General features: G+C 66.7%; 22 protein-coding genes and 1 pseudogene. 22 read left to right on the top strand and 1 reads right to left on the bottom strand.

All coding sequences use genetic code 11. From position 1 onward, the window contains the following. Positions 1 to 74: 74 nt before the first annotated feature. From alaS to nusB, 10 genes and pseudogenes are all read left to right on the top strand, one after another. Positions 75 to 2753: an alanine--tRNA ligase gene (alaS, locus tag JYA52_RS14780; protein WP_205653928.1), complete on the top strand. Its 2679-nt coding sequence runs from the start codon at positions 75 to 77 to the stop codon at positions 2751 to 2753. Then, entirely contained in the window at positions 2734 to 3360 is a 627-nt protein-coding gene (gene ruvX / locus JYA52_RS14775; RefSeq protein ID WP_205653927.1) for a Holliday junction resolvase RuvX, read from the top strand. Before alaS ends, ruvX begins: the two co-directional genes overlap by 20 nt. Further along, positions 3357 to 5189, top strand: coding sequence for an endolytic transglycosylase MltG (gene mltG / locus JYA52_RS14770; protein ID WP_205653926.1), 1833 nt, complete (start codon positions 3357 to 3359; stop codon positions 5187 to 5189). The genes ruvX and mltG overlap by 4 nt, the downstream gene beginning before the upstream one ends. Further along, positions 5186 to 6046, top strand: a complete 861-nt coding sequence (locus JYA52_RS14765; protein ID WP_205653925.1) for a shikimate dehydrogenase — start codon at positions 5186 to 5188, stop codon at positions 6044 to 6046. Before mltG ends, JYA52_RS14765 begins: the two co-directional genes overlap by 4 nt. A gap of 25 nt (positions 6047 to 6071) precedes the next feature. Next, positions 6072 to 7271, top strand: coding sequence for a chorismate synthase (aroC, locus tag JYA52_RS14760; protein WP_205653924.1), 1200 nt, complete (start codon positions 6072 to 6074; stop codon positions 7269 to 7271). A gap of 56 nt (positions 7272 to 7327) precedes the next feature. Next, positions 7328 to 7801: pseudogene (locus JYA52_RS14755) on the top strand (shikimate kinase); the annotation flags it as partial. 164 nt (positions 7802 to 7965) lie between these two features. Then, positions 7966 to 9054, top strand: a complete 1089-nt coding sequence (gene aroB, locus JYA52_RS14750; protein WP_205653923.1) for a 3-dehydroquinate synthase — start codon at positions 7966 to 7968, stop codon at positions 9052 to 9054. Continuing rightward, positions 9054 to 9572, top strand: a complete 519-nt coding sequence (locus JYA52_RS14745) for a tetratricopeptide repeat protein (RefSeq protein WP_372433863.1) — start codon at positions 9054 to 9056, stop codon at positions 9570 to 9572. The genes aroB and JYA52_RS14745 overlap by 1 nt, the downstream gene beginning before the upstream one ends. 157 nt (positions 9573 to 9729) lie before the next feature. Continuing rightward, positions 9730 to 10293, top strand: coding sequence for an elongation factor P (gene efp / locus JYA52_RS14740; RefSeq protein WP_056635236.1), 564 nt, complete (start codon positions 9730 to 9732; stop codon positions 10291 to 10293). Further along, entirely contained in the window at positions 10293 to 10703 is a 411-nt protein-coding gene (gene nusB / locus JYA52_RS14735) for a transcription antitermination factor NusB (protein ID WP_056635239.1), read from the top strand. The genes efp and nusB overlap by 1 nt, the downstream gene beginning before the upstream one ends. 69 nt (positions 10704 to 10772) lie before the next feature. On the opposite strand, the gene JYA52_RS14730 is transcribed toward nusB, so the two are convergent. After that, positions 10773 to 12041, bottom strand: a complete 1269-nt coding sequence (locus JYA52_RS14730) for a PrsW family intramembrane metalloprotease (protein ID WP_205653922.1) — start codon at positions 12039 to 12041, stop codon at positions 10773 to 10775. Positions 12042 to 12191: 150 nt separating this feature from the next. Here JYA52_RS14730 and pyrR point away from each other — a divergent pair, with 150 nt between their 5' ends. The 12 genes from pyrR to metK all read left to right on the top strand — a co-directional run bounded on the left by pyrR (position 12192) and on the right by metK (position 25067). After that, entirely contained in the window at positions 12192 to 12776 is a 585-nt protein-coding gene (pyrR, locus tag JYA52_RS14725) for a bifunctional pyr operon transcriptional regulator/uracil phosphoribosyltransferase PyrR (RefSeq protein ID WP_205653921.1), read from the top strand. Next, complete coding sequence (locus tag JYA52_RS14720) at positions 12773 to 13813, top strand: aspartate carbamoyltransferase catalytic subunit (protein ID WP_205653920.1); 1041 nt, start codon at positions 12773 to 12775, stop codon at positions 13811 to 13813. Before pyrR ends, JYA52_RS14720 begins: the two co-directional genes overlap by 4 nt. After that, entirely contained in the window at positions 13813 to 15183 is a 1371-nt protein-coding gene (locus tag JYA52_RS14715) for a dihydroorotase (RefSeq protein WP_205653919.1), read from the top strand. Before JYA52_RS14720 ends, JYA52_RS14715 begins: the two co-directional genes overlap by 1 nt. Further along, a complete protein-coding gene (locus tag JYA52_RS14710; protein ID WP_205653918.1) occupies positions 15183 to 15704 on the top strand; it encodes a PH-like domain-containing protein in 522 nt (173 codons plus the stop codon). The genes JYA52_RS14715 and JYA52_RS14710 overlap by 1 nt, the downstream gene beginning before the upstream one ends. Next, positions 15685 to 16959: a glutamine-hydrolyzing carbamoyl-phosphate synthase small subunit gene (gene carA, locus JYA52_RS14705; RefSeq protein ID WP_205654094.1), complete on the top strand. Its 1275-nt coding sequence runs from the start codon at positions 15685 to 15687 to the stop codon at positions 16957 to 16959. The genes JYA52_RS14710 and carA overlap by 20 nt, the downstream gene beginning before the upstream one ends. Beyond that, entirely contained in the window at positions 16959 to 20273 is a 3315-nt protein-coding gene (gene carB / locus JYA52_RS14700; protein WP_205653917.1) for a carbamoyl-phosphate synthase large subunit, read from the top strand. Before carA ends, carB begins: the two co-directional genes overlap by 1 nt. Further along, positions 20266 to 21132, top strand: coding sequence for an orotidine-5'-phosphate decarboxylase (gene pyrF / locus JYA52_RS14695; RefSeq protein ID WP_205653916.1), 867 nt, complete (start codon positions 20266 to 20268; stop codon positions 21130 to 21132). Before carB ends, pyrF begins: the two co-directional genes overlap by 8 nt. Before the next feature lie 97 nt (positions 21133 to 21229). Beyond that, positions 21230 to 21541: an integration host factor, actinobacterial type gene (gene mihF, locus JYA52_RS14690; RefSeq protein ID WP_240460394.1), complete on the top strand. Its 312-nt coding sequence runs from the start codon at positions 21230 to 21232 to the stop codon at positions 21539 to 21541. Positions 21542 to 21584: 43 nt separating this feature from the next. Then, the gene (gmk, locus tag JYA52_RS14685) at positions 21585 to 22157 is read left to right on the top strand and encodes a guanylate kinase (RefSeq protein WP_205653914.1); all 573 of its coding nucleotides are present in this window, start codon (positions 21585 to 21587) and stop codon (positions 22155 to 22157) included. Between the two features lie 41 nt (positions 22158 to 22198). Next, positions 22199 to 22459, top strand: a complete 261-nt coding sequence (gene rpoZ / locus JYA52_RS14680) for a DNA-directed RNA polymerase subunit omega (RefSeq protein ID WP_205653913.1) — start codon at positions 22199 to 22201, stop codon at positions 22457 to 22459. A gap of 39 nt (positions 22460 to 22498) precedes the next feature. Then, positions 22499 to 23755, top strand: coding sequence for a bifunctional phosphopantothenoylcysteine decarboxylase/phosphopantothenate--cysteine ligase CoaBC (gene coaBC, locus JYA52_RS14675; protein ID WP_205653912.1), 1257 nt, complete (start codon positions 22499 to 22501; stop codon positions 23753 to 23755). A 76-nt stretch (positions 23756 to 23831) separates the two neighbouring features. Continuing rightward, positions 23832 to 25067: a methionine adenosyltransferase gene (gene metK, locus JYA52_RS14670; RefSeq protein WP_205653911.1), complete on the top strand. Its 1236-nt coding sequence runs from the start codon at positions 23832 to 23834 to the stop codon at positions 25065 to 25067. Positions 25068 to 25082: the final 15 nt, after the last annotated feature.

The raw sequence follows: 25082 nt of genomic DNA, 5'->3' as shown, positions 1-25082 counted from the left end.
TACGCCGGACCTGCATTTGAATCAAACTGTCACGCGCCAGAGCGCGTGAACCAAGAAGGGTATGAAATCAGCTCATGAAGTCGCAGGAGATCACAAAGCGCTGGGTGGACTTTTTTGTCAGCAAAGGCCACACCGCGGTTCCCTCCGCGTCGCTGGTCTCCAGCGACCCCTCCCTGCTGTTCACGGTTGCGGGCATGGTCCCGTTCATCCCTTACCTGACCGCCCGTGAAGAAGCCCCCTACGCCCGTGCCACCAGCGTGCAGAAGTGCATCCGCACCGGTGACATCGAGGAGGTGGGCAAGACGGCCCGCCACGGCACGTTCTTCCAGATGTGCGGCAACTTTTCCTTCGGAGACTATTTCAAGGAAGACGCCATCAAGTTCGCCTGGGAGCTGCTCACCACGAGCGTGGACGCGGGCGGCTACGGGCTTCCGCCGGAACTGCTCTGGGTGACCGTCTACGAAGAAGACGACGAAGCCAAGGACCTGTGGCTGAAGAACACCGGCGTCCCGGCCAGCCGGATCCAGCGCATGGGCAAGGCGGACAACTACTGGCACACCGGCCAGCCCGGCCCGGCCGGCCCCTGCTCGGAGATCTATTACGACCGCGGCCCTGACTATGGCGTCGAGGGCGGCCCGATCGCCGACGAGAACCGCTACGTCGAAATCTGGAACCTGGTGTTCATGCAGTACCAGATCGACAACGTCCGCTCGAAGGACGACTTCGACATCGTCGGTGAACTGCCCAAGAAGAACATCGACACCGGCCTCGGCATGGAACGGCTCGCCATGATCCTGCAGGGCGTCGAGAACATGTACGAGACCGACCAGGTCCGGCCGGTGATCGACAAGGCTGCCGCGCTGTCCGGCAAGGAATACACTTCCGCCGAAACAGTGGACGACCCCCACCACACGGACGACGTCCGCATGCGCGTCGTCGGTGACCACATCCGTTCGGCCCTGATGCTCATCGCCGACGGCGTGACACCCTCCAACGAAGGCCGCGGCTACGTGCTGCGCCGGCTGATCCGCCGCGCCGTGCGGTCGATGCGCCTGCTCGGCGTCGAAAAGGCCTGCCTGCCGGACCTCCTGCCCGCCTCCCGTGACGCCATGAAGGGTGTCTACCCGGTGGTGGAGACGGACTTCGACCGCATCAGCCGCATCGCGTACGCAGAGGAGAAGGCCTTCCTGCGGACCATCGCCTCGGGTACCGCGCGGCTCGAAGACGCCGTGAACGAATCCAAGGCTGCCGGGCGTCCGCTGTCCGGAGCCGACGCCTTCACGCTGCACGACACGTACGGGTTCCCGATCGACCTGACACTGGAAATGGCTGAGGAAGCCGGCCTGAAGGTGGACGAGCCCGAATTCCGCAAGCTCATGCTCGAACAGCGCAAACGCGCCCAGGCGGATGCCAAGGGCAAGAAGGGCGCCCACGCCGACGTCAGCGCCTTCCAGGAACTGCTCTCCGAGGGCGAAACGGTCTTCACCGGCTACACCGAACTCGAGGGCGAATCCCGGGTCCGCGGGATCCTCAGCGCAGGCCGCAAGGTTTCCCAGGCCGCTACCGGCGACGAGATCGAACTGGTCCTCGCCGAGACGCCGTTCTACGCCGAAGCCGGCGGCCAGGCGGCGGACACAGGCCTGATCACGGGCGACGGTTTCGTCGTCGAAGTCCTGGACGTGCAGCGTCCGGTGAGGGGCCTGAGCGTCCACAAGGCCGTGGTCCGTGAGGGTGAAATTGCCTCCGACGCACTGGTCAGGGCCGCAGTTGACCGCGAACGCCGCCACGCCGCCGAGCAGGCGCACACCGGCACGCACATCGTGCACGCCGCACTGCACCAGATTCTGGGCCCGCAGGCCACCCAGCGCGGCTCGTACAACAAGGCAGGCTACCTGCGCTTCGACTTCGCCTGGGGCGAGGGACTGAGCTCCGCCACGCGCTCCGAGATCGAGGAGGTGTCCAACCTGGCCATCCGGAACAACTTCCGCGTGGACACCAAGGTGATGCCCCTCGCCGAAGCCAAGGCCCTCGGCGCCATGGCGCTGTTCGGAGAAAACTACGGCAGCGAAGTGCGCGTCGTGGAGATCGACGGCGCGTGGTCCCGGGAGCTGTGCGGCGGAACGCACGTCTCGAACACCTCGCTCATCGGCAGCCTGTCGCTGCTCGGCGAGCAGTCCGTGGGCTCGGGCAACCGCCGCGTGGAGGCCTTCGTGGGCATGGATGCGTTCCGGCACCTCGCCGCGGAACGCGCCCTCGTCACGGAGCTGACCGAAATGCTGAAAGTGCCCTCCGGCCAGCTTGCCGACCGCATCGCCACCACCCTGACCAAGCTCAAGACGGCGGAAAAGGAGCTGGAGCGGCTCCGCAAGGAACAGCTCGCAGCCGCAGCCGCCCAGCTGGTCGGTACCGCCCAGGATGCCGCCGGCGTTCGCGTTGTGGCCCATGACGCAGGGCAGGTCGGCGGCGCCGACGACCTCCGGGGCCTGGCCCTCGACCTGCGGAACCGACTCGGATCAGAGGCCGCCACGGTGGCCGTCGCCGGCGTCAGCAACGACCGTCCCGTGATCCTTATCGCCACGAACGAGGCCGCCCGCGCTGCGGGCGTCAAGGCCGGCGCGCTGGTACGGCTCGCAGCCGGCATCCTCGGCGGCGGCGGAGGCGGCAAGGATGACGTCGCCCAGGGCGGCGGCACCGACGCCTCCAAGGTCGGCGCGGCACTGTCGGCCGTCGTAGATGCCGTCACCCGGCGCTAGCGGATCCGTGACCTCACCTGCTGCGTCTGACGTCTACCCCCAGGGAATCAAACTGGGGGTGGACGTGGGCACTGTCCGCGTCGGCGTCGCCATCTGCGACAGCGACTCCATCCTGGCCACGCCCTTGAAAACGCTCGACCGCAATCCGAAAAAGAACTCGGACGTCCGGGTCATTGCCGCCCTTGCGGCGGACCGCGGCGCCGTGCAGATTTTCGTCGGCCTCCCGAGGACCATGAAGGGCGAAGAACACTCTTCTGCCCGCATGGCCACGGAGTATGCCCAGCTGCTTGCAGAGGAGCTGCACCGCGCCGGGCTGGACGTTCCCGTGCACCTCGTGGATGAGCGGCTCAGCACGGTAACTGCGCACCGACACCTGCACGAAGCTGGCATGAGCAGCAAAAATCACCGTAAAGTGGTGGATCAGGTTGCTGCTGCGGGGATTCTGCAGCACGCCATCGACATGCAAAAAGCCAGGGGAACGGATGTGGGAAGCCGCGTACGCGCGCTTCCGCAGCCGGGGCTGTCCGGAGACGCCGCAACGAATCATCGTTCGCAGGCTGTCCCGGAAAAAGACACGCAATCTTCAGAAGATGGAAGGCTACAGTGAGCCCGGTCAATAGTGACGACTCCTCCGGCAGGAACTTCAGGGGTGCCGGACGGCCGCTGACGCGCAAGGAAATCCGTGCCCGGGAGAAGTCCCTCACGGCGGACTCCGGGGACCTTGTGCCTGAACAGGCCTACGAGTCCGGGAACGATGCCCCGGAGCTTCCCGAGCGCCGGCCGGCAGTACCGCAGACTCCAGCGGCGGCTCCCGCGTCGGCTCAGCCGCGTGTTGGGCCGACTGTACCGGGGGCGGTTCCGGGAGCGGCTTCGTCGCCGGTCCCGTCGCCTGATGCGGTGGCACCCACGCTCGGCGTCCCGCTGGCTCCGCCCGCTCCGCCGACCATCCAGGAACCGGCGACTCAGCAGCCGGCGACTCAGGAACCTGCCATCCAGGAACCGACGATTCAGCAGCCGGCCTCCGACGCGACCGGTGGCGCGCATGGCGCGCACGCGGGCTCTGACCCCCATGCTGCCGACCACCATGCCGCGCACCGCGCAGCTGCCCACAGCGCCGCCGCCGCGGGCGAGCACGGGGACGCTGCCCGTGAAGCTGCCCACGCAGACTCTGCCCACGCGGACGGCGGTTTCGGGGAGCCCGCGGTGCACGCCGATGAGGCCCACCACCACGCGGCGCCTGCCGACGTAGACTACGAGGCGTACCATCCCGACGCCCATCATGAAACTTACGAGGACCATGAGCCGTACGAGGACGAGGCGATGGGCCATCAGCTGCTCGGCAGCCCCCAGGGCGTGACCACCGCGCCCCGCCCCTCCAAGAAGGTCCGCAGGCGGCGCCGCCTGGTGGCGCTGCTGCTCACCTTGGCCCTTTTCGTCACGGCCACCGTCGTCGGCGCTCAGTTCCTGAAGCCGCTGCTCGGCACTGACAAGCCCAGCGATTACCCGGGACCCGGCACGGGACAAGTCAAAGTGTCGGTTCAGCCTGGCGAAGGACCCGTGTCGGTGGCCGCCAGGCTCGAAGAAGCCAAAGTCGTGGCCAACGCGGACACGTTTGTTTCCGCGCTTGCCGCCTCGGGGGGCACGCTGTCTCCCGGCGAATACGACTTCAAGCAGGAGATGAAGAATTCCGACGCTGTGGCCGTCCTGATGAACGAGGAACAGGCCAAGGTCATGTACTTCGCACTCAGCGCCGGACTGCGGATCAGCGAATCGCTGGAGGCGATCTCCGAGGGCTCCGGCATCCCCGTGGCGCAGCTCAAGTCGTTCAGTGATTCTCCCCAGCAGTTCGGCCTGCCGGCCAAGGCAAAGAACCTTGAGGGCTACCTCGCCCCGGGCGAGCACCGGTTCCCGCTGGGATCCACGCCCAAGGACATCCTCACGCAGCTTGTCAAGATCACCCAGGACGAGCTGAAGGCTCAGGGCGTCACCGACCCGGCCAAGCAGTATGAGGTCGTGACGGTGGCGAGCATCGTCCAGGCCGAGGGTGGCCAGGCTGAGTACAAGGACGTTGCCGGCGCCATCTACAACCGGCTCAAGCCCAACAACACTGAGACGGCCGGGCTGATCCAGTCCGACGCCACGGTCACCTACGGCCTGGGCAGGAAAAGCTTCCACATTACCGAAGAGGAAAAGACGGACAAGTCCAATCCGTACAACACGTACGCGAACCAGGGACTGCCCGTAGGTCCCATCGGTTCGCCGGGCAAGACGGCCATCGATGCTTCGGCCAAACCGAACCAGAATGAATACATGTACTGGGTGACCATCAACCTGGACACCAAGGAGACAAAGTTCTCCAAGACACTGGCGGAGCACCAGCGTTACGTTGATCAGTACAACGCCTGGTGTGAGGCCAACCCCGGCCGTTGCGTATGAGCCGCCGGGCGGCCGTCCTCGGGCATCCGATCGGGCACTCCAAGTCTCCTGCCCTGCACCTGGCCGCGTACGCGCAGTTGGGGGAGGACATCGGTTACAGCGCCATTGACGTGACCGAGGAATCCCTTCCGGCCTTCATGGCCTCCATACGCGGTGAGGAGGGCTGGCGCGGGCTGTCCGTCACCATGCCCCTGAAAAAGGCCATGGTCCGGGAAGTCGATGAAGTCCGCGGCGTGGCCCGCGTGCTCGGCGTCATCAACACCGTCGTATTCGACGGCGAAGGCGGCTCCGGCAGGCGGATCGGCTACAACACGGACGTGGCAGGCATCGTCAACGCCCTCCGCAATGCCGGTGCCGCTGAAGCTCCCGCCGCGGCGGTGCTTGGCGGCGGCGGGACAGCGGCCGCAGCTGTGGCTGCGCTGCAGGAACTGGGGGCGACGTCCGTCGACGTCTATGTCAGGGACACCGGCCGGGCGGCGGAAGCGAGGGCCGCGGCCCGGGGCCTGGCGATGGATATTGCCGTGCGCCCCATGACGGAAGCGGTCACCGGAATGTTGGCCGCCGACGTCGTCATATCCACGCTGCCGCCGCGCGCCGCCGACGGGATGGCTGCCGAATTGGAACAGCTGGGCAGGGCAACGCAGGGGGTCCTGCTGGACGTCGCCTACGACCCCTGGCCCAGCCGCATCGCTGCTGCGTGGCGAAACGGCGGGGGAAAAGTGGTGCCCGGACTCGAGATGCTGCTCTACCAGGCCGTGGAACAGGTCCGCCACTTCACCGGCCGCGAGGACGCCGCCAGCGCCGAAGTCATAGATGTGATGTGTGACGCAGTCGGGGCGCCCCGACGCGTCTTCTGACCGCCCTACGTGGCAGGATGGATTTATGTTGCGTTGGTTGACTGCCGGTGAATCCCATGGCCCGGCCCTCGTCGGAATTATCGAAGGCGTCCCCGCCGGTGTTGAACTCACCAGCGGGCAGATCGCCGATGCCCTGGCACGCCGCCGCCTCGGTTACGGCCGCGGTGCCAGGATGAAGTTTGAACAGGATGTTGTCACAATCCTCGGCGGAGTCCGCCACGGCATCACCCAGGGCGGCCCTGTCGCCATCCAGGTGGGCAACACCGAATGGCCGAAGTGGGAGCAGATCATGTCTGCCGATCCCGTTGACCCCGAATCACTTGCCGACCAGGCCCGCAACGCTCCGCTGACCCGTCCGCGGCCGGGGCACGCAGACTTCACCGGGATGCAGAAGTACGGATTCGACGAAGCGCGGCCCGTACTTGAGCGTGCCAGCGCCCGCGAGACCGCCACCCGTGTTGCCATGGGGACCGTCGCCGCACAGTTCCTGAAGCACCTCGGCATCGAACTCGTGAGCCACACCGTGTCGATCGCCAGCGTCACGGTCCCCGAGGGCAGGCCGCTGCCGGTCCCGGACAACGTCATTGCGCTCGACGCCGACCCGCTGCGCTGTTTTGACCGCGAAACCTCGGATGCCATGGTGGCCGAGGTGGACGCGGCGCACAAGGAAGGCGAAACCCTGGGCGGCGTGGTTGAAGTCCTTGCCTACGGGCTCCCGCCGGGTCTCGGCAGCTACGTCCACTGGGACCGCCGGCTTGATTCACGCCTTGCCGCCGCCCTCATGGGCATCCAGGCCATCAAGGGCGTGGAGGTGGGGGACGGGTTCCTGACCGCTGCCCGCCGCGGATCGGCCGCGCACGACGAAATCGTCAAGGATGCCGACGGCAGGATCATCCGCACCACCAACCGCGCCGGCGGCATTGAAGGCGGCATGAGCATTGGCGACGTCCTGCGTGTGAGGGCCGCCATGAAGCCCATCGCCACGGTGCCGCGCGCCCTGAAGACCATCGATATCAGCACCGGCGAGCCCGCCAAAGCCCATCACCAGCGCTCCGACGTCTGTGCCGTCCCGGCCGCCGGTGTCGTGGCGGAGGCCATGGTTGCCCTTGTCCTCGCGGAAGCCGTCACCGAGAAGTTCGGCGGCGACTCCGTGGCAGAGACGGCCCGCAACATCAGGGGATACATTGAGAACATTCCGGCGTCGCTGGACTCGATCGGACAGTAGTGCCCCTCAGCAATACGCCCCGCACGGGGAACAGGCCAGTCGTGCTCATCGGTCCCATGGCAGTCGGGAAGTCAGCGATCGGGCACCAGCTTGCACAGCAGCTTGGTGCGCCGTTCGTGGACACCGACGCGGTGATCGTGGAGAGCCACGGTTCCATTGCCGACATTTTCGCGGGGCGCGGCGAACACGCATTCCGTGAAATCGAGGCGCGGACCGTGGCGCGCGTCGTCGAAGAAGCGGCCGGCACGTCCACGGTCATCTCACTCGGTGGGGGATCCGTGCTGGATTCCGGAACCCAGCAGCTCCTGGAGCGCTGTATCGTGGTGTACCTCGAATGCGATGCGGATACCGTAGCCGCCCGGATCGCCAGAAATTCCGGACGCCCGCTGCTGGCCGGTGACGGGATACGCCGCTGGAAGGCGCTGTTCGCCACCAGGAAGCCGGTCTACGAGCGCCTGGCAGACATTGTCCTGGACGTCCGGCGCGGATCTGTGCCGGAGCTGGGACGCCGGCTTGAGGCAGTGCTGCGCGCCTACCCCGGAGGGATCGGCACAGCAGCGAACGGCACGGCGGCAGACGCCGCCATCGGGACCAGCACCGCGGCAGACCCCGCCACGGAAAAAACACGCGCGGCAGACACAGCCGCGAATACGGCGGCCAGCAACATCCCGGCCGCGAAACAGGAAGTTGAAAAGTGAGCGAATCAACTGTCATCAAGGTCACCGGCGAATCGGCCGGGGACAACTACGACGTCGTAGTCGGGCGCGGCCTGCTCGGCGCCCTGCCGGAACTGCTCGGTGAACGGGTCCGTCGCGTCCTGGTCATCCATCCGCGCGCCCTCCGCCTCACGGGCGACGCCGTCCGGGACGAGCTGGCCGCAGCAGGCTTCACCTCGCTCACCGCGGAAATCCCCGATGCCGAAGAAGGCAAGCACATCCAGGTTGCCGCATTCTGCTGGCAGGTGCTGGGGCAAAACGACTTCACGCGTTCTGACGCCATTGTCTCGGTCGGCGGCGGGGCCGTCACCGACGTCGCAGGCTTTGTCGCCGCCACATGGCTCCGGGGCGTCAAGGTCATCCACATGCCCACGAGCCTGCTGGGCATGGTGGACGCCTCCGTGGGCGGCAAGACCGGCATCAACACGGCCGAGGGCAAGAACCTTGTGGGTGCCTTCCACCCGCCCGCAGCCGTGCTGGCGGACCTGGACACACTGAACACCCTGCCGAAAAACGAGCTTGTCTCCGGCATGGCCGAGGTCATCAAGTGCGGCTTCATTGCCGATCCCGCCATCCTGGACCTCGTGGAGCAAAACCCCGCTGCCGTAACGGACCCGCAGTCGGACGCCCTCCGCGAACTCATTGAACGCGCCATCACCGTGAAGGCCCGCGTCGTGTCAGAGGACCTCAAGGAATCCGGGCTGCGCGAAATCCTGAACTACGGCCACACCCTGGGCCACGCCATTGAACTCGTGGAGCGCTATTCCTGGCGGCACGGCGCCGCGGTATCGGTGGGCATGATGTTCGCCGCCGAACTGTCCCGCAGCGTGGGCAGGCTCGGTGACGCCGACGCCGACCGCCACCGCAGCATCCTGGAATCCCTGGGACTTCCCGTCACCTACCGCCGCGACCGCTGGCAGGGCCTGCTGGACGGCATGCGCCGCGACAAGAAGTCACGCGGAGACCTCCTCCGCTTTGTGGTGCTCGACGGAATCGGCAAGCCCGGCATCCTCGACGTTCCCGATACGTCCCTGCTCTTTGCCGCCTACCAGGAGATCGCATCCTGATGGGTGACATCACAGGCGAGACCATCGAGTGGCCCGACGGAGGCTTCCCCGGCATCAGGATCAACCCGGAAGAACTGGTTCCGGAGATCACCGGGCCCGATGCGTGTGCCGCCGCACTCGAGGCGTCCACCGATCCGGCAGACCGCGTGTTTGTTCTGCTGGTGGAGGGCCACGCTTCCGACGCCGCCGAACTGCTCGCCGAGGCGCGCTACAAAGATCCCGAGTCATTCCAGCTGCGGGCCTTCGAGGCTGAAGTACTGCGCGTCTCGCACCGGTACGACCCCGCAGTCGAGCTCTTCAAGCAGCTCCTCGCGGAAGTGGCAGGAACGCCCAACGAGGCCCTGGTGCACCAGTACCTCGGCAGGACCCACTTCGCCGCCGGAAACATCGGTGCCGCGGTGGAGTCGTTCACCCGGGCGCTGGACCTGAGGGTTGAACAGTCGGCGGATGCCGCGCTGATCTATTCCTCCACGGTGGCGCTGCAGCGGGCACGGGACGTGCTCGAACTGGCCTCCTGATTGGCGCTGCGGGACCGGGCTGACAGGGCCGGCCCACATTTCCGCTAGAATGGTTCTTGGATTTTTGATAAATACACGCTGGCGGGCCGTTCGGCATGCCGGCTTGGCATACACGGCTGGCGGCTAGAAGCAGTCAGATACAAACCAGAGGAAACCAGTGGCAACCACAAACGACATCAAGAACGGAACCGTCCTGAAGCTTGAGGGCCAGCTCTGGAACATCATCGAGTTCCAGCACGTCAAGCCAGGCAAGGGCGGCGCGTTCGTTCGCACCAAGATGCGCAACGTCATGTCCGGCAAGGTGGTCGACAAGACCTTCAACGCCGGCCTCAAGATCGAGACCGCCACCGTGGACCGCCGCGATTACCAGTACCTGTACCAGGACGGCGCGGACTTCGTTTTCATGGACACCCAGGACTACGACCAGATCACCGTCTCCGGCGCCACGGTGGGCGACGCCACCAACTTCATGCTGGAAAACCAGATGGTCAACATCGCCATCCACGAAGGCACCCCGCTCTACATCGAACTGCCGCCGAGCGTAGTCCTCGAAATCACCTACACCGAGCCCGGCCTGCAGGGCGACCGCTCCTCCGCCGGAACCAAGCCGGCAACCCTCGAGACCGGCTACGAGATCCAGGTGCCGCTGTTCGTCGAGAACAACACCAAGGTCAAGGTCGACACCCGCGACGGCAGCTACCTGGGCAGGGTCAGCGAGTAGTGAGCGCCCGCGGTAAGGCCCGTAACAGGGCACTTGACGTCCTCTTTGAGGCTGAGCAGCGCTCCGTCTCCGCGTTCGACGTGCTGCGCGCACGCCGCGAGAGGACCGACCAGATCGTCAACCCCTACACGCTGGAAATCGTCGAAGGCGTAGTTTCGCTGCAGCCGGCCATCGATGAGTTCCTCGAGACGTACTCGCAGGGCTGGACGCTCGAACGCATGCCGTCCGTGGACCGCATCATCCTGCGCATCGGCACCTGGGAACTGCTGTACAACGATGACGTTCCCGACGGCGTCGCCGTCAGCGAAGCCGTTGCGCTGGCCAAGACCCTCTCAACGGATGAGTCGCCGTCGTTCATCAACGGCCTGCTCGGCCGCCTCCAGCAGCTGAAGCCGTCGCTGCTGGCCTGACGTCCGCAGCTCCATTCAAAAACAGCTGCACGCAAAAAACCCCGGCCACCTGGCCGGGGTTTTTTGCTGCTAGTGCCCGACGGCGGCGCGCAGCGCCACCAGGTGTTGCAGCTGCTGCAATTCGTCCTGCTGGTGCAAGGCGACATCCCGGCCGCTCAGGATCCGCTGGCGGGTAAAGGCCAGCTGTGTGGCCGCCTTCACGAAGGCCTTCATCTGGGGGCCGCGGTTGTAGGCGCCGGCCCAGCGGACCGCCTGCCTCCTGCCACCCGCGGAAGCCAGCATGCCGACCTCGGCCGGCGTGAACCAGCCGGCCGCGGCGTATTCACGCAGCCGCTGGCGGGTGAGCCGCGTCTCGGCGACCCGCAGTGCCACGATGCAGCCCACAGCCAGCAGGAAGATGGGGACCTGGACCAGCACATACTGGGCCAGGAAATCCTGCCCCATGCTGTTCCAGCGGTTGTGCAGGACCATGGCGGGAACCAGACCCACAACAAACCCGGCCACAGAAACACCGGTGTGCCAGCGGCGTGCAGCGAAGCCCATGATCAGGCCGGTTGTTCCGGTGAAGATCGCGTGCGCGAAGGGCGACATGACACCGCGCAGGAAGAAGATCTGGGCGAGGTCGCTGCCGGGCGTGCTGGACTCTGCGATGGCCCGGCCGAAGTAGAGGATGTTCTCCGTGAAGGCGAAGCCCCCGGCTATGGTGAAGGCGAACACCACGCCGTCCACCGGACCGTCGAAATGCTTCCGGGCCAGCAGCAGCAGGAGGAGGAGCCCCAGGGATTTCGCGAATTCCTCCACGACGGGGGCCTGGACGGTGGTCATGAAGTCCCGGAAGGACGCCTCGTCGGACGTGGGTGCGGCAAGCGCGAAGACCGGCTGGATCAGCAGCGTCACGGCAATGGACACGGCCGCGCCCCACGTAAAGGCGAACAGGAGCAGCCGTTTCGGCTCGGGTTCCCAGCGGTCGATCACGTACACGGAGAAGAGCACCGCCGCGAGGGGGATCAGCGAGGCGAAGAATCCGATGGCGAAGCCGGTGATGCCGGTGTTGGCCAGCAGGAACGGCACCACCAGGAACAGGCTCACGAATGCGAGGATTCCACCTCCCACCACCAGGGACAGCACCCCGGAGGAAGGGCGGGCTGCGACGGTCGACGCCGACTCGGGCATGACCTGGACCACCGAGCCGCCGCGGTGTCCGGGGGCCGGCCGGTAGTCCTGCTGGCGGACATGGCCCATCCAGCTGGGGTTGGTCTGCTCATGGAACTCCCACTGGGGGTCTCCGGGGCGGTCGCCGGACGGTCCGGGAGCGGGCTGCTGCGGGTTCATGGACATAGTCACGAGCCTAGCGGGAGAGGGCCGGCGCTGATGTGACCGACGACGCCTTCCCGCGGGCCAATCGGCGAACGTCCGTGTGGTAATTTTGAACAGCAAATGTTCCTTTTTTAATTCCGTCCCGTGAGGCGGGGAAAGGGGAGACGAGCGTTGACTCCTGTCACACAGGCACCGGTTCCGGCCAGGGTTGTACTCAACCAGGCGGACATTGACCGTGCACTCACTCGTATCGCCCATGAGATCCTCGAGGCCAACAAAGGCTCCCAGGACCTGGTGCTGCTGGGAATTCCCCGCCGCGGCTACCCTTTGGCTGTCCGGCTGGCCCAGAAAATCGCCGCCGCAGACCCTGCCGTGGACGCCTCTGCAATCGTCGGCCAGCTCGACGTCACCATGTTCCGGGACGATCTGTCGCACCAGCCCACCAGGCCGCCCCACCACACCCAGCTGCCGCTGACCGGCATCGACAACAAGGTCGTTGTCCTGATCGATGATGTGCTGTACTCCGGCCGCACCATCCGCGCCGCCCTGGACGCCCTCGTGGACCTCGGCCGGCCCCGCATCGTGCGCCTTGCCGTCCTCGTCGACCGGGGGCACCGTGAACTTCCCATCCGGGCGGACCACGTGGGAAAGAACCTTCCGACGTCCTCCTCGGAAAAGGTCCGCGTACGCCTCGAGGAAACCGACGTCATCGACGGCCAGACGGTCAACGAAGTCGTCATCGAGGCAGGCCCATGAAGCACCTGCTCTCCACTGAGAACCTGAGCCTCGCCAACGCCATCCGGATTCTCGACACCGCCGAGGAAATGGCGGCCGTCGGCGACCGCGAGGTCAAGAAACTTCCCGCCCTGCGGGGCCGGACGGTGGTCAACCTCTTCTTCGAGGATTCCACCCGCACCCGTATCTCGTTCGAGGCAGCCGCCAAACGGCTTTCCGCGGACGTCATCAACTTTGCCGCCAAGGGTTCGTCGGTCTCCAAGGGCGAGTCCCTCAAGGACACCGCCCAGACGCTGTCGGCGATGGGCGCCGACGCCGTGGTGATCCGCCACTGGGCCTCCGGCGCCCCGCACCGGCTCGCCGCTACCGACTGGATCGACGCCGCTGTCATCAACGCCGGTGACGGCACGCACGAGCACCCCACGCAGGCCCTGCTGGACGCGTTCACCATGCGCCGGCACTGGTCAAAACTTGCCGGGCTGTCATCCACCGGCGCGGACCTGAAGGGCATGCGTGTGGCCATCGCCGGCGACGTCCTGCACTCACGGGTTGCGCGGTCCAACGTCTGGCTGCTGCGCACCCTCGGTGCCGACGTCACGCTGGTGGCGCCCCCCACGTTGCTGCCCATCGGCGTCGAAAGCTGGCCCTGCCGGGTCAGCTACAACATGGATGAAACGCTCGAAAAGGGTGTTGACGCCGTGATGATGCTCCGCGTCCAGGGCGAGCGGATGAATGCGTCGTTCTTCCCCTCCACCCGCGAGTACTCGCGGCGCTGGGGCTTTGACGACACCAGGCTCCGGGCGCTGGACAGCCTGGGCCTGAAGGACACCATTATCATGCACCCCGGGCCCATGAACCGTGGCCTGGAAATTTCCGCCGCCGCCGCAGATTCGCCCCGTTCCACTGTGCTCGCACAGGTCCGGAACGGCGTATCCGTCCGCATGGCCGCCCTGTACCTGCTGCTCTCCGGGGACACCCGCGAACCAGCCGCCACCCCAGCCGCCACACCCGACGCCGCCTATTCCAACGCCGCCTATTCCACCAAGGAGAGCCACTGATGGCACACGAACAGCAGGACGCAGCCAACACGGGCGCGTATCTTATCCGCGGCGCGGCGATCCTCGGCGGCGCAGCCGAAGACCTCCTGATCCGCGACGGCATCATCGCCGAACGGGGCCGGGACCTTGCAGCGGACGGCGCCACCGTCATTGAGGCTGCCGGCCTGGTGGCACTTCCGGGCATGGTGGACGTCCACACCCACCTCCGCGAGCCCGGCCGCGAAGACGCCGAGACCGTCGAAACCGGTACCCGGGCAGCGGCGCTGGGCGGCTTCACCGCCGTGCACGCCATGGCCAACAGCACCCCGGTGGCTGACACGGCCGGCGTCGTGGAGCAGGTCCACAGCCTGGGCCGCGCCGCAGGCTGGGTTGACGTCCGCCCGGTGGGCGCCGTCACCGTCGGACTTGCGGGGGAGCAGCTGGCCGAGCTCGGCGCCATGGCAGACTCCCGCGCGCAGGTCCGGATGTTCTCCGACGACGGCATCTGCGTCCACGATCCCGTCCTGATGCGCCGCGCCCTCGAATACGTCAAGGCGTTCGACGGCGTGGTGGCCCAGCACGCGCAGGAACCCCGACTCACCGCCGGCGCCCAGATGAACGAAGGCGAAGTCTCCGCCGTCCTCGGGCTGACCGGCTGGCCGGCCGTCGCGGAGGAAAGCATCATCGCCCGCGACGTCCTGCTCGCCCAGCATGTCGGCTCCCGGCTCCACGTCTGCCACGTGTCCACCGCCGGATCAGTCGAGATCATCCGCTGGGCCAAGGGCCGCGGGATCAACGTCACCGCCGAAGTGACGCCGCACCACCTCCTGCTCACCGACGAACTGGTCCGCAGCTACGACCCCGTGTACAAGGTCAACCCGCCGCTGCGTACCAACGCCGACGTGGAAGCGCTGCGCGCTGCCCTCGCCGACGGCACCATCGACGTCGTCGGCACGGACCACGCCCCGCACCCGAGCGAGCACAAGGAATGCGAGTGGGCGCAGGCGGCCATGGGCATGACCGGGCTGGAAACCGCCTTGTCCGTTGTGCAGCATGCCATGATCGAGACCGGCCTCATGACCTGGGCGGATTTCGCCCGGGCCACCTCCACGGCGCCGGCCGGAATAGGCCGCCTGGCCGATCAGGGCCGCCCGCTCGAAGAAGGGGAGCCCGCCAACATCATCCTGGTGGATCCTGCGGCGCGCTGGACCGTTGATCCTTCCGCCATGGCCACCATGGGGCGCAACTCGCCCTTCCGCGGCATGGAACTCCCCGGCAAGGTGGTGGCCACGTTCTTCAAGGGGCACCCCACGGTCCTGGACGGCAAGCTCAACACCCCCTACCGCTACCCCGCGGAAGCCCAGGCTGCCGGCACGGCGGGCGCCAACTGATGGAGAAGGAACTCCTTGCCGGGCTGATCACGGCGGTCCTGATCGCCGTCGCCCTTGGCCTGATCTGGCTGGGTTGGCGCAACCGGCTCCGGCGGCAGTCGGACATCGAGCCACTTCCTCCCGTTCCCGCCGGGCTGGGGGAGCCGCTGCTGACGGCCGAGGGCCAGTACGTGGCGACCACCACGGCCGGTGACTGGCTGGACAGGATCGCCGTGCACGGCCTCGGCATCCGCACGAACGCACAGCTCAGCGTGCATCCCCAGGGCGTGCTCCTGGACCGCTCCGGCGCCGCGCCGCTGTTCATCCCGGCAGCCGGGCTGAGCGGCCTCCGGCAGGACAGCGGCATGGCCGGCAAGTTCGTCGAAAAGGACGGACTGCTGATCCTCACCTGGATGCTCGGAACGCACCAGCTGGACACCGGCTTCCGTACCCGCCGGGCCGCGGACAAGCCGGCCCTCCTCCAAAAACTTCAGGAATTAATCTCCGCAGGCCCCCAGGCCGATACCCATAGTGGAAAGTAATACAGTGACGGACAACAACACAGCAAGCTCCACCCCTGCCGCCCTGGTGCTCGAAGACGGCCGCATCTTCCGCGGGAGCAGCTACGGCGCCCAGGGCACCGCCCTCGGCGAGGCGGTCTTTGCCACCGGCATGACCGGCTACCAGGAGACCATCACGGACCCGTCCTACGCCCGCCAGCTCGTGGTGCAGACGGCGCCGCACATCGGCAACACCGGCGTGAACAGCGAAGACGCCGAGTCCCGCCGAATCTGGGTGGCCGGCTACATCGTCCGCGACGCCGCGCGGCGCCCGTCCAACTGGCGGTCTGAGCGTTCCCTCGACGACGAGCTCGTGGAGCAGGGCATCGTGGGCATCCAGGGCGTGGACACCCGCGCCATCACCCGCCACCTGCGCGAGCACAAGACCATGCGCGCCGGCATCTTCTCCGGCGCGGCGGCAGAGGCCACCGAAAAGGAGCTCCTCGACGCCGTCCTCGCCAGCGCCCCCATGGAAGGCGCCCGGCTGGCCGAGGAAGTCAGCATCGACGAGGCCTACGTGGTCGAGCCCAAGGACCACGGCTGGGAAGGCGACGCCCGGTTCAGCATCGCCGCGATCGACCTCGGCATCAAGGCCATGACGCCGGTCCGGTTCGCCGAAAGGGGCGTCCGTGTCCACGTACTGCCCGCCACCGCCACCATCGAGGACGTCAAGGCGGTCAACCCGGACGGGTTCTTCATGTCCAACGGCCCGGGCGACCCCGCCACGGCCGACAACCAGGTCAAGCTGCTCCGCACCGTGCTGGATGAGAAGCTGCCGTACTTCGGCATCTGCTTCGGCAACCAGATCCTGGGCCGGGCCCTCGGCTTCGGCACATACAAGCTCAAGTACGGCCACCGCGGCATCAACCAGCCCGTCATGGACCGCCGCACCGGCAAGGTGGAAATCACCTCGCAGAACCACGGCTTCGCCGTCGACGCCCCGCTGGACGGCCCCACCACAGCGCCCGAAGAGCGCTACGGCCGGGTCGAAGTGAGCCACATCAGCCTGAACGACGACGTCGTTGAAGGCCTCGCCTGCCTCGACATCCCGGCGTTCTCGGTCCAGTACCACCCCGAAGCAGCGGCCGGCCCACACGACGCCGCGTACCTTTTCGACCGCTTCATCGAGCTGATGGACGACACTAAGCCAAACACCGACGGCCGCACCGCCAACCTGTCCGAGAAGCCCGCAGACGATCAGAACACCACCGATTCCAAGACTGAGGACAAGAAGTAATGCCCAAGAGAACTGACCTTAAGAGCGTCCTGGTCATTGGTTCCGGCCCGATCGTCATCGGCCAGGCCGCCGAATTCGACTACTCCGGCACCCAGGCCCTTCGCGTCCTCAAGGAGGAGGGCCTGCGGGTCATCCTCGTCAACTCCAATCCGGCCACCATCATGACGGACCCCGAGTTCGCGGACGCCACCTACATCGAGCCGATCACCCCCGAGGTGGTCGAGAAGATCATCGCCAAGGAGCGTCCCGATGCCGTGCTGCCCACCCTGGGCGGCCAGACGGCCCTCAACACCGCCATCGCGCTGGACAAGAACGGTGTGCTGGAGAAGTACAACGTGGAACTGATCGGCGCCAACATCGCGGCGATCGAACTCGGCGAGGACCGTGAGAAGTTCAAGGGCGTGGTGGAGCGCTGCGGCGCGGAATCGGCGCGCAGCCACATCATCCACACCATGGACGAAGCACTGAAGGCAGCTGACGACCTCGGCTACCCCATGGTGGTCCGCCCGTCCTTCACCATGGGCGGCCTGGGCTCCGGCCTCGCGTACAACGAGGACGACCTCCGCCGGATCGTGGGCCAGGGCCTGCAGTACAGCCCCACCAGCGAGGTGCTCCTGGAAGAGAGCATCCTCGGCTGGAAGGAATACGAACTCGAAATGATGCGGGACAAGAACGACAACGTCGTTGTTGTCTGCTCCATCGAGAACTTCGATCCCGTGGGCGTGCACACCGGCGACTCCATCACCGTTGCTCCGGCGCTGACGCTCACCGACCGCGAATACCAGCGGCTGCGTGACATCTCCATCGCGGTGATCCGTGAAGTCGGCGTGGACACCGGCGGCTGCAACATCCAGTTCGCCATCGATCCGCAGACCGGCCGCGTCGTGGTCATCGAAATGAACCCCCGCGTCTCCCGCTCCTCCGCCCTGGCCTCCAAGGCCACCGGCTTCGCCATCGCCAAGATCGCCACCAAGCTCTCCCTTGGCTACACCCTGGACGAGATCCCCAACGACATCACGCAGAAGACCCCCGCGTCCTTCGAGCCCACGCTCGACTACGTGGTGGTCAAGGTCCCGCGGTTCGCCTTCGAGAAGTTCCCCGCGGCAGATGACACCCTGACCACCACCATGAAGTCCGTGGGCGAGGCCATGGCCATGGGCCGCAACTTCACCGAGGCCCTCCAGAAGGCCCTGCGGTCCCTGGAGCAGAAGGGCTCGCAGCTGGACTTCAGCTCCGTTCCCGAATGGGAGGTGCCGGAGCTCATCGAAAAGGCCAAGCGCCCGACGACGGAACGCCTGCACCAGGTGCAGCGCGCCCTGCTCGGCGGCGCCAGCGTGGAGGACCTCCACGAGGCCACGAAGATCGATCCCTGGTTCCTGGACCAGCTCCAGCTGCTGAACGAGATCTCCCGCGAGATCCGCCAGTCCGGCGCCCTGACCGTGGAGATGCTCCAGCGGGCGAAGCGGCACGGATTCTCCGACGAGCAGATCGGCGCCCTCACGCACAACTCGGAGGCCGTGGTCCGCGGAGTCCGGCAGGCCCTGGGCATCCGTCCGGTCTACAAGACCGTGGACACCTGCGCCGCCGAGTTCGCCGCCTACACCCCGTACCACTACTCGTCCTACGACGAGGAGGACGAGGTGGCGCTGCACTCCAAGCCGTCCATCCTGATCCTCGGCTCCGGCCCGAACCGCATCGGCCAGGGCATCGAGTTCGACTACTCCTGCGTCCACGCCTCCATGGCACTGCGCAAGGCCGGCTACGAGACCGTGATGGTCAACTGCAACCCGGAAACCGTCTCCACCGACTACGACGTCTCCACGCGCCTGTACTTCGAGCCGCTGACCCTCGAGGACGTCCTCGAAGTCATCGCCGCCGAGGAACGTACCGGCGGCGTCATGGGCGTGTTCGTCCAGCTCGGCGGCCAGACGCCGCTGAAGCTGGCCCAGCAGCTGGCCGACGCCGGTGTGCCGATCCTCGGCACCTCGCCGGAAGCGATCGACCTCGCCGAGCACCGCGGAGCGTTCGCCCGCGTGTTGGACGAAGCCGGGCTCATCTCCCCGAAGAACGGCACCGCGGTGTCCTTCGAGGACGCCAAGAAGATCGCCGACGAAATCGGCTACCCCGTGCTGGTCCGCCCGTCCTACGTCCTGGGCGGCCGCGGCATGGAAATCGTCTACGACGAGCCCAACCTGTCCCGCTACATCGCCAACGCCACGGAAATCACGCCGGACCATCCCGTGCTGATCGACAGGTTCCTGGAAGACGCTGTGGAGATCGACGTCGACGCCCTGTTCGACGGCAAGGACATGTACCTCGGCGGCATCATGGAGCACATCGAGGAAGCGGGCATCCACTCCGGAGACTCGGCCTGCGTCCTGCCTCCCATCACCCTGGGCGGCAACGTGCTGGAGCGCGTCCGCACCGCCACGCGCGCCATCGCCGAGGGCGTGGGCGTCCGCGGCCTCATCAACATCCAGTTCGCCCTGGCATCCGACGTGCTGTACGTGCTGGAAGCCAACCCCCGCGCGTCGCGGACCGTGCCGTTCGTCTCCAAGGCGACCGGCGTCCAGATGGCGAAGGCGGCGGCCCTGATCGGCACCGGCGTCACCATCAACCAGCTCCGCAGCGCCTACAAAATGCTCCCGGTATCCGGCGACGGCTCCACCCTGCCGCTGGACGCACCGGTCTCCGTGAAGGAAGCCGTGCTGCCGTTCAGCCGGTTCCGCACGCCGGAGGGCACAGTGGTGGATTCGCTCCTGGGGCCGGAAATGCGCTCCACCGGCGAAGTCATGGGCATCGACAAGCACTTCGACACGGCCTTCGCCAAGAGCCAGGCCGCAGCGAACAACGCGCTGCCCACCGAGGGCAAGATCTTCGTCTCCGTGGCCAACCGCGACAAGCGTTCCGTGATCATGGGCGTCAAGAGGCTGTCCGACCTCGGCTTCGAGATCGTCTCCACCGGCGGCACCGCCGACGTCCTGCGCCGCAACGGCATCCAGGCCACCCCGGTGCGCAAGGTGGCCGAGGGCAGCAGCGCTGAGGGCGAAGGCACCATCGCCGACCTCGTCATCGCCGGCGAAATCGACATGGTCTTCAACACCCCGTCCGGCGGCGAAGCCCGCAGCGACGGCTACGAGCTCCGTGCGGCGGCCACGTCCATCGGCATTCCGTGCATCACCACGGTGGCCGAGTTCAACGCCGCCGTCCAGGCCATCGAGGCGCTGCGCACCTACGAGTGGTCGGTGACGAGCCTGCAGGAGCACGCCGCGGCGCTGCTGGCCTCGCAGAATGCAGCCCTGCAGAATGGCTGAGCGTGAAGCAGCAAGCCCGTCCGGCCGGGAGTCCTTCGGCTCCCGGCTGCTCCGGGCCATGGCCGAGCGCGGCCCTTTGTGTGTGGGCATCGACCCGCACCCGGGGCTGTTGGCCGCGTGGGGACTGAACGACGACGCCGCGGGCCTGGAACGGTTTTCGCTGACGGTCCTGGAGGCCGTCGGTTCCCTCGCTGCCGCCGTCAAGCCGCAGGTGGCGCTCTACGAGCGCCACGGCTCCAAGGGCATGGCCGCGCTGGAGCGCACGCTGGCCGCCGCGGCTGACACCGGGGTGCTGAGCATTGCCGACGCCAAGCGCGGGGACATCGGCTCCACCATGGCCGCGTACGCCGACGCCTGGCTTCGCGATGGCTCGTCGTTGGTGGCCGACTCGGTGACCTTGAGCCCGTACCTTGGCTTCGAGTCGCTGCGCCCGGCCCTGGACCTGGCGGCCGAGCATGGCCGCGGCGTTTTTGTCCTGGCACTGACGTCAAACCCGGAGGGGGCGTCGGTCCAGCATGTCGGCGGAAGTGATTCTGTTGCGCGCCGGATCGTGGAGGCCGCGGCCGGAGAAAATCAGCGGTACGGAGGGACGCTCGGCTCCGTCGGCCTCGTCGTGGGAGCCACCGTGGGCACAGCACTGGCAGACCTCCATGTGGACCTTGGTGCCGTCCGCGGACCAATCCTGGCCCCCGGGCTTGGCGCCCAGGGCGCCGCGCCTGCCGACCTGCGAAAGACCTTCGGGGCCGCGTACCCGCAGGTGCTGGGAACGTCCAGCCGCGACATCCTCAAAGCCGGCCCCGGCGTCCGGGGCCTGCAGGACGCAGCCACGCGAACGCTGGACGGACTCCGCACCGAATAGTCCATTGATTTCTGCCGCCGCCGAGGAGTAGGTTCAGGACAAGTCCAACGGCCCAGGCCGTGGATCCATAGGCGACCCCCGGGGGATAACCGTGACCTTGCGACCCTTGTCAGCCCAGGAACGTGCTGATGCGCTAAAGAAAGCCGCCGCTGCAAGGGCCGCCAGGGCCGCTGCCAAAGAGAAGCTCAAAACCGGAGACCTGTCCATCGCCGAGGTGCTGGACTCCGGAGGCAGTGAGGACGCCATCGCCCGGATGCGCGTGTCCGAACTGCTAGAGGCCCTGCCGGGAATCGGGAAGGTGCGGGCGGCCGCCATCATGGAGACCGTGGGCATCGCAGCGTCGAGGCGGGTCCGCGGACTGGGCGTGCACCAGCGCCGGGCGCTGGTAGATTTTATGAACGAGAAGTAGATTCATCCGTACAGAGTCATCTGAAGACCGCCCAAAGGAATACGTGAGCAAGAAACCCGGACTGACAGTCCTCGCTGGTCCTACGGCTGTTGGCAAAGGCACCGTGTCCACCTATATCCGGGACAACTACCCGGAGGTCTGGCTGTCGGTATCAGCCACCACCCGTGCCCCTCGGCCCGGTGAGATCGATGGAGTGCACTACTACTTCAAGTCCAAGGAGGAGTTCGAGTCCCTGGTGGCCGCCGGCGAATTCCTGGAATGGGCCGTGGTGCATGGGCAGAACACCTACGGCACCCTGAAGAGCACGGTGAAGCAGGCCATCGCCGAGGGGCGCTCGGTGCTGCTGGAGATCGACCTGCAGGGAGCGCGCCAGGTCAAGCAGGCCCTGCCCGACGCGCAGTTCGTGTTCCTGGCACCCCCGAGCTGGGAAGAATTGGTGCGCCGTCTGGTGGGCCGCGGCACAGAATCGGCCGAGGAACAGCAGCGGCGGCTGGAAACCGGTAAAGTAGAGCTTGCTGCTGAACCGGAGTTCGACCACACCGTCATTAATGACGACGTTCGCCGGGCAGCGGACGAGCTTGTTTCACTCATGGGGCTGACCCCGCACCCGCGCTAACCGCAGAAGCCACATCAGCCCGCTAGAAATTTGGAGAATTCGTGTCCACGAACCTTGAAGGCATCATCAACCCGCCGATCGACTCGCTGCTCAAGGCAGCCGATTCCAAGTACGGCCTGGTGATCTTCGGTGCCAAGCGTGCACGTCAGATCAATGCTTACTACGCCCAGCTCCACGAGGGCCTGTTCGAGTACGTCGGCCCGCTGGTCGACACCAAGCTGAACGAGAAGTCGCTGTCCATCGCCCTGCGCGAGATCAACGAAGGCAAGCTCGTCTCCACGCCCATCGAGGCGTCCGAGTAACATCCGCAGAGTAAAAGACTGCCTGCTGACGGAGATCACGTGCGCATAGTCCTCGGAGTCGGGGGAGGGATTGCCGCCTACAAGGTGGCATCGCTCCTCCGGCTTTTTACTGAAGCCGGCCATAACGTCACCGTCATCCCCACCGACGCTGCCACCCGGTTTGTTGGCGTGGCAACCTGGGAGGCGCTCTCCGGGAATACGGTCAGCAACAGCGTCTTCGACGACGTCCACCTTGTGAACCATGTACGCCTTGGCCATGAGGCAGACCTGATCGTCGTGGCCCCGGCCACTGCGGACCTGCTGGCCCGCGCGGCCACTGGCCAGGCGGACGATCTCCTGACAAATACCCTGCTGATGGCCGGCGGGCCTGTCCTCTTCGCCCCGGCCATGCACACGGAGATGTGGCAGCACGCCGCCACGCAGGCCAACGTCGAAACACTGCGCAGCCGGGGAGTCACCGTGCTCGAGCCTGCCAGCGGCAGGCTGACGGGTTCTGATTCCGGCCCCGGCCGCCTGCCCGAACCCGAGGCGATCTACGAAGCGGCCCTGGCCCTGGTCCACGGTCTCCGTGACGCCGCCCCCGGCTCTCCGGAAGCTCCGCTCTTCCCCCTCGCCGGACGGACCGTGACCATCAGCGCCGGCGGAACCCGTGAGCCGCTGGACCCGGTGCGGTTCCTGGGCAACCGCTCCTCCGGGAAGCAGGGTGTCGCCCTGGCTGAGGCGGCCCGGGATGCCGGGGCCAGTGTGCGCCTGGTGGCCGCCCACATGGAGGTGCCCGCTCCGTCGGGCGTCGACGTGGTGTCGGTCGAGACAGCCCTGCAACTCCGGGACGCCATGCTGTCGGCGGCAGCCGGTTCCGACGTCGTCATCATGGCCGCGGCGGTGGCGGATTTCCGCCCGGCGGACGTGTCCGGCACCAAAATCAAAAAACGGGACGGCCACGCCGACCCCGTCGTCTCGCTCGTCCGGAACCCCGATATCCTCCACGAGCTCGTAACCGTCCGCGACGCCGGCGGAACCAGCCAGCTTGTGGTCGGTTTCGCCGCCGAAACCGGCGACGCCCATGGCGACGTCCTGGAATACGCCGCAGAAAAGCTTAAGCGCAAAGGCTGCGACCTCCTGGTGGTCAACCATGTGGGCTCGGACAAGGTCTTTGGCCAGGACCACAATTCAGTGGTCATCCTTTCCCGCGCCGGCTCCGAACCCCAGTCGGCGTCCGGCACCAAGCATGATGTCGCCGCCGTCGTCATCGACCGGATCGGCGCCGAGCTGAGCAGGGTCTTCCCGCGAACCTGACCGGCGTAAGCAATGTCTCCTTAGCATGGGGACACACGCCGCCGCCCGTCCGTTTGCCAACAAGTAAGGTAGTTGAGTGACTTTACCGCTGCACATTCCTGAATCCCACGGGTCCGTACCCTCCGCGCTCCGGCTCTTCACCTCCGAGTCGGTGACTGAAGGCCACCCGGACAAGATCTGTGACCAGATCAGCGACGCCATTCTGGACGCCCTGCTGGCCGCGGATCCGGAATCGCGCGTCGCCGTGGAAACCATGGCCACCACGGGCCTGGTCCACGTTGCCGGAGAGGTGACCACGGACGCCTACGTCGAGATTCCACAGATCGTCCGCGAGACCATCCTGGGTATTGGCTACGACTCGTCGGCGAACGGTTTCGACGGTGCCCGCTGCGGCGTGTCCGTGTCCATTGGCCAGCAGTCCAACGACATCGCCGGTGGCGTCTTCAACTCCCTGGAAGCCAGGGAAGGCCGCCAGGTAGACGACTACGATCTGCAGGGCGCCGGGGACCAGGGCCTCATGTTCGGCTACGCCAGCGACGAGACCCCCTCCTACATGCCGACCCCGATCTGGATCGCGCACCGCCTCTCTGAGCGTCTGACGGAGGTGCGCAAGAGCGGCGAACTGTCCTACCTGCGTCCCGACGGCAAGACCCAGGCGACGATCGGCTACGACGGCGACCGTCCCGTGTCGGTGGAGACCATCGTGATTTCCAGCCAGCACGCCGAAGGCTTCAGCCTCGACCAGCTCCGCGCTGACCTCGCCGCGCACGTGATCGACCCCGTGCTGGCCCTCGCGAACCTGGACATCTCACGCACCGCCAACATCCTGAACCCCGCCGGTGCCTTCGTCATCGGCGGCCCGGTCGGAGACGCCGGCCTCACGGGCCGCAAGATCATCGTCGACACCTACGGCGGCATGGCCCGGCACGGCGGCGGCGCCTTCTCCGGCAAGGACCCGTCCAAGGTCGACCGCTCGGCGGCCTACGCGATGCGCTGGGTGGCCAAGAACGTGGTCGCGGCCGGACTTGCCAAGCGGGCGGAGATCCAGATCGCCTACGCGATCGGCCAGGCCCGTCCGGTGGGCACCTACGTGGAGACGTTCGGTACTGAAACGGTCGATCCGGCAAAGATCAGCGCCGCGATCGCCGAAATTTTCGACCTCCGCCCCCGCGCCATCATCGACGCCCTGGACCTGAAGCGCCCCATCTACGCGAAGACTGCCGCCCACGGCCACTTCGGCCGCGACGACCCGGACTTCACCTGGGAGCGCCTGGACCGCGTGGACGACCTGAAGGCATACTTCAACGCCTGAGCCGCGAAAATGTCA

The organism is Arthrobacter pascens (genome assembly GCF_017052465.1).
Taxonomy (GTDB): domain Bacteria; phylum Actinomycetota; class Actinomycetes; order Actinomycetales; family Micrococcaceae; genus Arthrobacter; species Arthrobacter pascens.
The sequence above is the reverse complement of the archived record's forward strand: the minus strand, read 5'-3'. Positions and strand labels throughout refer to the sequence as shown.

Excerpts from the sequence above, each read along its gene's own strand:
- JYA52_RS14715 (WP_205653919.1), top strand. The coding sequence starts at position 13,813 with ATGGCACACGAACAGCAGGACGCAGCCAACACGGGCGCGTATCTTATC.
- ruvX (WP_205653927.1), top strand. The coding sequence starts at position 2,734 with ATGCCGTCACCCGGCGCTAGCGGATCCGTGACCTCACCTGCTGCGTCT.
- JYA52_RS14765 (WP_205653925.1), top strand. The coding sequence starts at position 5,186 with ATGAGCCGCCGGGCGGCCGTCCTCGGGCATCCGATCGGGCACTCCAAG.
- pyrF (WP_205653916.1), top strand. The coding sequence starts at position 20,266 with ATGGCTGAGCGTGAAGCAGCAAGCCCGTCCGGCCGGGAGTCCTTCGGC.
- alaS (WP_205653928.1), top strand. The coding sequence starts at position 75 with ATGAAGTCGCAGGAGATCACAAAGCGCTGGGTGGACTTTTTTGTCAGC.
- JYA52_RS14745 (WP_372433863.1), top strand. The coding sequence starts at position 9,054 with ATGGGTGACATCACAGGCGAGACCATCGAGTGGCCCGACGGAGGCTTC.
- JYA52_RS14730 (WP_205653922.1), bottom strand. The coding sequence starts at position 12,041 with ATGTCCATGAACCCGCAGCAGCCCGCTCCCGGACCGTCCGGCGACCGC.
- aroC (WP_205653924.1), top strand. The coding sequence starts at position 6,072 with ATGTTGCGTTGGTTGACTGCCGGTGAATCCCATGGCCCGGCCCTCGTC.
- JYA52_RS14710 (WP_205653918.1), top strand. The coding sequence starts at position 15,183 with ATGGAGAAGGAACTCCTTGCCGGGCTGATCACGGCGGTCCTGATCGCC.
- carB (WP_205653917.1), top strand. The coding sequence starts at position 16,959 with ATGCCCAAGAGAACTGACCTTAAGAGCGTCCTGGTCATTGGTTCCGGC.
- JYA52_RS14720 (WP_205653920.1), top strand. The coding sequence starts at position 12,773 with ATGAAGCACCTGCTCTCCACTGAGAACCTGAGCCTCGCCAACGCCATC.